This window comes from Streptomyces sp. NPDC006372 (genome assembly GCF_040612515.1).
In the GTDB taxonomy this organism is placed as follows: Bacteria; Actinomycetota; Actinomycetes; order Streptomycetales; family Streptomycetaceae; genus Streptomyces.
Window position 1 is genome coordinate 152,917 of the sequence record NZ_JBEXQJ010000020.1, and the last position, 7,569, is coordinate 160,485.

Annotated in this window: 5 protein-coding genes and 2 pseudogenes; 4 read left to right on the plus strand and 3 right to left on the minus strand. The window is 70.0% G+C overall.

The features are described 5' to 3' along the window. Positions 1-194 precede the first annotated feature (194 nt). Complete coding sequence (locus ABZ016_RS26650) at positions 195-2,993, minus strand: aconitate hydratase (RefSeq protein ID WP_356919219.1); 2,799 nt, start codon at positions 2,991-2,993, stop codon at positions 195-197. A gap of 293 nt (positions 2,994-3,286) precedes the next feature. On the opposite strand from ABZ016_RS26650, the pseudogene ABZ016_RS26655 reads away from it, so the two are divergent. From ABZ016_RS26655 to ABZ016_RS26670, 4 genes and pseudogenes are all read left to right on the plus strand, one after another. Beyond that, positions 3,287-3,865, plus strand: a pseudogene (locus ABZ016_RS26655) (class I SAM-dependent methyltransferase); the annotation flags it as partial. Between the two features lie 235 nt (positions 3,866-4,100). Beyond that, positions 4,101-4,301: a DUF4236 domain-containing protein gene (locus ABZ016_RS26660; protein ID WP_356919230.1), complete on the plus strand. Its 201-nt coding sequence runs from the start codon at positions 4,101-4,103 to the stop codon at positions 4,299-4,301. Between the two features lie 85 nt (positions 4,302-4,386). Continuing rightward, positions 4,387-5,916: a UDP-N-acetylglucosamine 1-carboxyvinyltransferase gene (locus ABZ016_RS26665; protein WP_356919220.1), complete on the plus strand. Its 1,530-nt coding sequence runs from the start codon at positions 4,387-4,389 to the stop codon at positions 5,914-5,916. A gap of 49 nt (positions 5,917-5,965) precedes the next feature. Beyond that, the gene (locus tag ABZ016_RS26670) at positions 5,966-6,511 is read left to right on the plus strand and encodes a DUF488 domain-containing protein (RefSeq protein WP_356919221.1); all 546 of its coding nucleotides are present in this window, start codon (positions 5,966-5,968) and stop codon (positions 6,509-6,511) included. A gap of 4 nt (positions 6,512-6,515) precedes the next feature. Here the strand turns inward: ABZ016_RS26670 and ABZ016_RS26675 are convergent, their stop codons facing one another. Both ABZ016_RS26675 and ABZ016_RS26680 read right to left on the minus strand, forming a co-directional pair. Continuing rightward, a complete protein-coding gene (locus ABZ016_RS26675; RefSeq protein WP_356919222.1) occupies positions 6,516-7,148 on the minus strand; it encodes a hypothetical protein in 633 nt (210 codons plus the stop codon). A gap of 126 nt (positions 7,149-7,274) precedes the next feature. Then, positions 7,275-7,569: pseudogene (locus ABZ016_RS26680) on the minus strand (hypothetical protein); the annotation flags it as partial.

Here is a 7,569-nt window from a genome sequence, read left to right on the forward strand (position 1 = left end):
AGCGGGGCGGTGGGCGCCACCTGCGTCAGGTTCGTACCCCGTCCACCACCCGTGCTTCCGACACCGCCCCGGCGATGCCCCCGCGCCGACGGCGACCGAGCCCCGGGGCTCCTCGCCCTCCTTCGACGGCGACGGCCGCGCCCCCGGTTCCCCGGGGACGCGGCCGTCGGACTGCCGTCTGCCGACTGGTCCGCTTACTTGCGGATCAGGCTGCGCAGGACGTACTGCATGATGCCGCCGTTGCGGTAGTAGTCCGCCTCGCCGGGGGTGTCGATGCGGACGACCGCGTCGAACTCGACGCCCGTGTCGGTGGTGACCTTCACCGTGCGCGGGGTGGTGCCGTTGTTGAGCTCGGTGACACCGGAGAAGGAGAAGGTCTCCTCACCGGTCAGGCCGAGGGTCGCGGCCGACTGGCCCTCCGGGAACTGCAGCGGCAGGACGCCCATGCCGATGAGGTTCGAGCGGTGGATGCGCTCGTAGGACTCGGCGATGACGGCCTTGACGCCGAGGAGCGCGGTGCCCTTGGCGGCCCAGTCGCGGGACGAGCCGGAGCCGTACTCCTTGCCGGCCAGGACGACCAGCGGGATGCCCTGCTCGATGTAGTTGCGCGAGGCGTCGTAGATGAAGGAGACGGGGGCGTCGGCCTTGGTGAAGTCGCGGGTGTAGCCGCCCTCGGTGCCCGGCGCGATCTGGTTGCGCAGGCGGATGTTGGCGAACGTACCGCGGATCATGACCTCGTGGTTGCCGCGGCGCGAGCCGTAGCTGTTGAAGTCGCGGCGCTCGACGCCGTGCTCCGTGAGGTACTTGCCCGCCGGGGTGTCGGCCTTGATGGCACCGGCCGGGGAGATGTGGTCGGTGGTGACCGAGTCGCCCAGCTTGGCCAGCACGCGAGCGCCGGAGATGTCGGAGACCGGGGTGGTCTCCATCGTCATGCCCTCGAAGTACGGGGGCTTGCGGACGTAGGTGGACTGCGGGTCCCACTCGAAGGTGTTGCCGGTCGGGATCGGCAGCGCCTGCCACTGGGCGTCGCCCGCGAAGACGTCCGAGTAGGACTTGGAGAACATGTCCTCGCCGATGGCGTTGGCGACGACGTCGTTCACCTCGGCCTCGGAGGGCCAGATGTCCTTGAGGTAGACCGGCTTGCCGTCCTGGTCGACGCCCAGGGCGTCACGGGTGATGTCGACCTTCATGGAGCCGGCGATCGCGTAGGCCACGACCAGCGGCGGGGACGCCAGGTAGTTCATCTTGACGTCGGGGTTGATCCGGCCCTCGAAGTTCCGGTTGCCGGAGAGGACCGAGGTGACCGCGAGGTCGTGGTCGTTGACGGCCTTGGAGACCTCCTCCGGCAGCGGGCCGGAGTTGCCGATGCAGGTGGTGCAGCCGTAGCCGACGAGGTTGAAGCCGACCTTGTCGAGGTACGGGGTCAGGCCCGACTTCTCGAAGTAGTCGGTGACGACCTTGGAGCCCGGGGCGAGGGTGGTCTTGACCCACGGCTTGCGGGTCAGGCCCTTCTCCACCGCCTTCTTGGCCACCAGGGCGGCGGCGACCATGACGTACGGGTTGGAGGTGTTGGTGCAGGAGGTGATGGCCGCGACGGTCACGGCGCCGTGGTCGATCTCGTAGGTCGAGCCGTCGGGGGCGGTGACGGTGACCGGGTTCGACGGAACGGCGGCACCGGTGCCGTCGGCGTGCTGCGGCGCACCGGCGCCGTTCTCCTGGTTGCCGTAGGCGGGGGCGTCGGAAGCCGGGAAGGACTCGGCGCTCGCCTCGTCGACCGGGGAGGCCGAGGCGGCGGCCTGCTGGGCGACGGGCGCGTCGACGTAGTTGAGGACGTCCGTCGCGAACTGCTGGGCGGCCTCGGCCAGGACGATACGGTCCTGCGGGCGCTTCGGGCCGGCGATCGAGGGCACGACCGTCGACAGGTCGAGCTCCAGCTTCTCGGAGAAGTCCGGCTCGGCCTTCGGGTCCAGCCAGAGGCCCTGCTCCTTGGCGTACGCCTCGACGAGGGCGAGCTGCTGCTCGGAACGGCCGGTGAGCTTGAGGTACTTGATCGTCTCGTCGTCGATCGGGAAGATCGCGGCGGTCGAGCCGAACTCCGGCGACATGTTGCCGATGGTGGCGCGGTTGGCCAGGGAGGTGGCGGCGACGCCCTCGCCGTAGAACTCGACGAACTTGCCGACGACGCCGTGCTTGCGCAGCATCTCGGTGATGGTGAGCACCAGGTCGGTGGCGGTGGTGCCCGGCTTCAGCTCACCGGTCAGCTTGAAGCCGACGACGCGCGGGATGAGCATGGAGACCGGCTGGCCGAGCATGGCGGCCTCGGCCTCGATGCCGCCGACGCCCCAGCCGAGGACGCCGAGGCCGTTGACCATCGTGGTGTGCGAGTCGGTGCCGACGAGGGTGTCGGGGTACGCCTGGCCGTTCCGCACCATCACGGTCCGGGCCAGGTGCTCGATGTTCACCTGGTGGACGATGCCGGTGCCCGGGGGGACGACCTTGAACTCGTCGAAGGCGGTCTGGCCCCAGCGCAGGAACTGGTAGCGCTCCTTGTTGCGGCCGTACTCCAGCTCGACGTTCTGCTTGAAGGCGTCGTTCGTGCCGAACTTGTCGGCGATGACGGAGTGGTCGATGACCAGCTCGGCCGGCGCCAGCGGGTTGATCTTGGCCGGGTCGCCGCCCAGCTCCTTCACGGCCTCACGCATGGTCGCGAGGTCCACGACGCAGGGAACGCCGGTGAAGTCCTGCATGATCACGCGGGCCGGCGTGAACTGGATCTCCTGGGACGGCTGGGCCTGCGAGTCCCAGCCCCCGAGGGCACGGATGTGGTCGGCGGTGATGTTCGCGCCGTCCTCGGTGCGGAGCAGGTTCTCCAGCAGGACCTTGAGGCTGTACGGAAGGCGGGCCGAGCCCTCCACCTTGTCCAGCCGGAAGATCTCGTACGACTCGTCGCCCACCTGCAGCGTGCTGCGGGCGTCGAAGCTGTTCGCCGACACGACAGTCTCCTTCATTGATGTGCGCGTACCACCACACCGCGAACCATATGCGGCTGCCGCCGCGTGGTGCCGCCCCGGCATCTCGACCGATCCGCTAAGGTAAGGCTAAGTTAGGTAACCCTTACCGGGGGTGGCGACTGCGGTGCTCCTCGGCAGATATCTCGATGTCGAGATAACTCTAATACACCCGGGCCGGTTGGTCATGCCCCGGCACCCTCCTGTCCCGGTGAAGCCTTGGCAGACGCCGTGAAAACCGCTGGTGCCCTGACATCACGCGTCAGTACCGTCCCGGAATGACCTGTCTGAGCCCTCTTGGCTATCTGCTGGGCGTGGAGGGTGCCGCCCTGCTGCGCGGAATCAAGGAGGGGAGCGCCGACCGGGCCTTCGTCGAGGCCCGGATCGCCGAGATCCGCCGACTGCTGGACACTCCCGCACTCGCGCGGGCCGAGACCGTCACAGCCGTCCCCGGCGCGATCAGCACGGCCGAGGTCTACCGGTCCTGGGCACCGCACTACGACGCCCCCGGCAACGACATGATCGACATCGAGCAGCCCGTCGTCCGGCGCATCCTGGACGGTCTGCCCGCCGGCACGGCACTGGACGCCGCCTGCGGCACCGGCCGGCACACCGCCCATCTGCACCAGCTCGGCCACCAGGTGATCGGTGTCGACGCCTCACCGGACATGCTCGCCCAGGCACGCAAGCGCCTGCCGGACGTCGCCTTTCACGAGGCCGACCTGCATCGGCTACCGCTTCCCGACCATGCGGTCGACACGGTCGTCTGCGCGCTGGCACTGACACACGTCCCCGATCTGGCGGCCGTACTGGCGGAGTTCGCGCGCGTGCTGCGCCCCGGCGGGCACCTCGTGATCTCGGACGCACACCTGATCGTGTCCTACCTCAGGCCCACACTCCCCCACCGCCCCGGCCCGGACGGCCTCCCATCCCTTCCCACCGAGTATCACCGCCCGCTCAGCGCATACCTCTCAGCGGCTCTCCCCCTCGGCTTCCAGGTCCGGCACTGCGAGCCGCACTCCGCTGGGTCATGTGCGCCCTCATCCCGGGTATCCGAACCCGGTATCCACACGACACGGAGAGGAGTCAGGCATGCCGCTCACGTTCCGCAAGAGTTTCCGGATCCTGCCGGGAGTGCGGCTGAACATCAACAAGCGCTCCTGGTCCATCACCACCGGCGGCGGAAAGAACGGCCCTCGACACACCCGCAGCAGCACGGGACGCCGTACGACTTCGATGGATCTGCCCGGACCCTTCGGCTGGCGGCGCACACACACCGCCAAGCGACGCTGAGACCCGCGGGGGGCGATTGACGTCCCGTCACTCGAATGGACCCCCCGGTCGGACCTCATCTCATATCTGAGATAACCTCAACCACATGGCAGACGACTACCTCGTACGCATCGGCAGGCTCATCCGTGACGCTCGGCAGCACCGGGGCTGGACCCAGTCGCAGCTGGCCGAGGCGCTCGGCACCAGCCAGAGCGCCGTGAACCGGATCGAGCGCGGCAACCAGAACATCAGCCTTGAGATGATCGCGCGCATCGGGGAAGCCCTCGACAGCGAGATCGTGTCACTCGGTTACGCCGGTCCGATGCATCTGCGGGTGGTCGGCGGGCGCCGGCTGTCCGGTGCCATCGACGTGAAGACGAGCAAGAACGCGTGCGTGGCGCTGCTGTGCGCCTCACTGCTCAACCAGGGGCGCACGGTGCTGCGCCGCGTCGCTCGCATCGAGGAGGTGTACCGCCTCCTGGAGGTGCTCGGCTCCATCGGCGTCCGCACCCGGTGGATCAACGACGGTGTCGACCTGGAGATCGTGCCGCCGGCCGGGCTGGACATGGCGGCGATCGACGCGGACGCGGCCCGCCGCACCCGCTCGATCATCATGTTCCTCGGTCCCCTGCTGCACCGCATGGACCAGTTCAAGCTGCCGTACGCCGGCGGCTGCGACCTCGGCACCCGCACCGTCGAGCCGCACATGATCGCGCTGCGCCGGTTCGGTCTCGACCTCGCGGCGACCGAAGGCCAGTACCACGCCGTGGTGGACCGCTCGGTCCGCCCCGACCGTCCCATCGTGCTGACCGAGCGCGGTGACACGGTGACCGAGAACGCGCTGCTCGCCGCCGCCCGGCACGACGGCATCACGGTCATCCGCAACGCCTCCTCCAACTACATGGTCCAGGACCTGTGCTTCTTCCTGGAGGCCCTCGGCGTCAAGGTCGACGGCATCGGCACGACCACCCTCACCGTGCACGGCGTGCCCACCATCGACGTGGACGTGGACTACTCCCCGTCCGAGGACCCGGTCGAGGCGATGAGCCTCGTCGCGGCGGCCGTCATGACCGAGTCGGAGCTGACGGTGCGCCGGGTGCCGATCGAGTTCCTGGAGATCGAGCTGGCGGTCCTGGAGGAGATGGGCCTCGACCACGACCGCACGCCCGAGTACTTCGCCGACAACGGCCGCACCCGGCTGGTGGACCTCACCGTCCGGCCCTCCAAGCTGCAGGCGCCGATCGACAAGATCCACCCCATGCCGTTCCCGGGCCTGAACATCGACAACGTCCCGTTCTTCGCGGCCATCGCGGCGGCGGCCCAGGGCAAGACCCTCATCCACGACTGGGTCTACGACAACCGCGCGATCTACCTGACCGACCTCAACCGCCTCGGCGGCCGGCTCCAGCTGCTGGACCCCCACCGCGTCCTGGTCGAGGGCCCGACCCGCTGGCGCGCCGCCGAGATGATGTGCCCGCCCGCCCTGCGCCCCGCGGTCGTCGTCCTCCTGGCGATGATGGCCGCCGAGGGCACGTCGGTGCTGCGCAACGTGTACGTCATCAACCGGGGGTACGAGGACCTGGCGGAGCGGCTGAACTCGATCGGGGCGCAGATCGAGATCTTCCGGGACATCTGACCGGCGTCCCTCATGTGTGCGTCCGCCGGAACGGGAAATTCGGCACGCTGTGGACGCACGACTGCTGACGTTCGGGCACAGCACCGCCGATCGGGAGCGGATCACCGAGCTGCTGCGGCAGGCCGGTGTCGCGGCCGTCGTGGATGTGCGGACGGCTCCCGGGAGCCGCCGGAATCCCGATCTGCTGCGGGAGCGGCTCGCCGAGTGGCTGCCCGCCGCCGGGGTCGCCTACCGGTGGGAACCGGACCTCGGCGGGTTCCGGCCGCTGCCCGCGGACAGTCCGGACGTCGTGTGGCGCAACGAGTCCTTCCGCGGCTACGCCGCCCACACCCGGTCCCCCGAGTTCGTCGCCGCGATGGACCGCCTGCTGCGCGAGGCCTCGGACACCCGTACCGCCGTGATGTGCAGCGAGGCGGTCTGGTGGCGCTGTCACCGCCGTCTGATCGCCGACTTCGCCGTGCTCGCCCGCGGTGTGCCCGCCCGGCACCTCATGCACGACGGGCGCCTCAGTGCCCATACGCCGACACCGGGAGCCCGTCTTCGCGACGACGGGCTCCTCGTGTACGACGCCCCCACCGAGCCGCCCCGGGGCTGAGCCGTCAGTACAGCTTGTTCACCGCCGTCACCGTCGTGGCCTTGAAGTCCGCCACCTGGGCGTGCTGGAAATTGCCCATCTGGCTCCAGCGGACGATCGTCACGGTCGCGCCGTCACGGCCGACCGAGAAGAGGCCGATGTCGGAGGAGCCCCAGGCGGAGGCGGTGTGGATGCCGTAGACGTCGGCGCCCTCCTCGACGTTCAGCTTGCCGTAGTACTTCTGCGTCGCCGTGATGTCGGGGTCCTGCTGCATCAGCTTCTTCGCGCAGCCGGCGAGGTCCTTGCGCAGCAGTGCCGCGAAGTCCTTCGCCCACTGCTCGCTGCGTCCCTCGACCGTGAGCTGCTGGGCGCTCGTGTCGAACTCCGTCCAGTACTCCCGGTGCGTGGTGATGGACGGCAGCGCGTCACCCACGCACATCGGCAGCGGGTCGGGCTGGCCGGCGGTGACCGGACCGGCGTACCAGGGCGAGGTCGGGTGCGGCGGCAGCTCGGCCGGCTCCAGGAACCGGGGCGTGTCGGAGGCCGGTGCGGTGGCCGCGACGGCCGGCACGGCGGCTGCGGCGACACCGGCGACGGCCGCCAGCGCGGCCACGGTCGTACGGATGCCTCGGTTACGGATCTGCATGGTCTCCCCCATCGGTTTCCCCCGGCTTTCCCGGTCGGGTGCGCGGGCTTCTGCCCTTGCCCCCCGTATGACCCGCCACCTGCCGCATCCGTTGTCCTGCGGACCTGCTACGGATCCGTCCCGATTGTCACGGGCCCGCTACCGCGGACCGAGCCCCTCACCGAGGGCGGCGATCGCGGCCGGGCCGTGGCCGGCGGCGAGGAGCGGGGCGCGGATGTCCCGGTCCAGGTCGGGGACGTAGCCGATCAGGACGTCCGCGGGGCCCTGGATGTGGATCTCGCCCAGTGCGGCGGGGAGGAGCAGGGTGCGGGCGCGGGGGGGGGGGCGCGGGGGCCCCCGGGGGGCGCGCCGCCCGGGGGGAGCGCCCCCCACCCACGGGATGGGGGCGGGGGGGCGGGCGGGGGCGGGCCAGGGGGGGAGGACGCTCAAGAGC

What these genes read in the sequence shown, in the direction of transcription:
- ABZ016_RS26660 (WP_356919230.1), top strand. Translation starts at nt 4,101, where the DNA reads ATGCCGCTCACGTTCCGCAAGAGTTTCCGGATCCTGCCGGGAGTGCGG.
- ABZ016_RS26665 (WP_356919220.1), top strand. Translation starts at nt 4,387, where the DNA reads ATGGCAGACGACTACCTCGTACGCATCGGCAGGCTCATCCGTGACGCT.
- ABZ016_RS26675 (WP_356919222.1), bottom strand. Translation starts at nt 7,148, where the DNA reads ATGGGGGAGACCATGCAGATCCGTAACCGAGGCATCCGTACGACCGTG.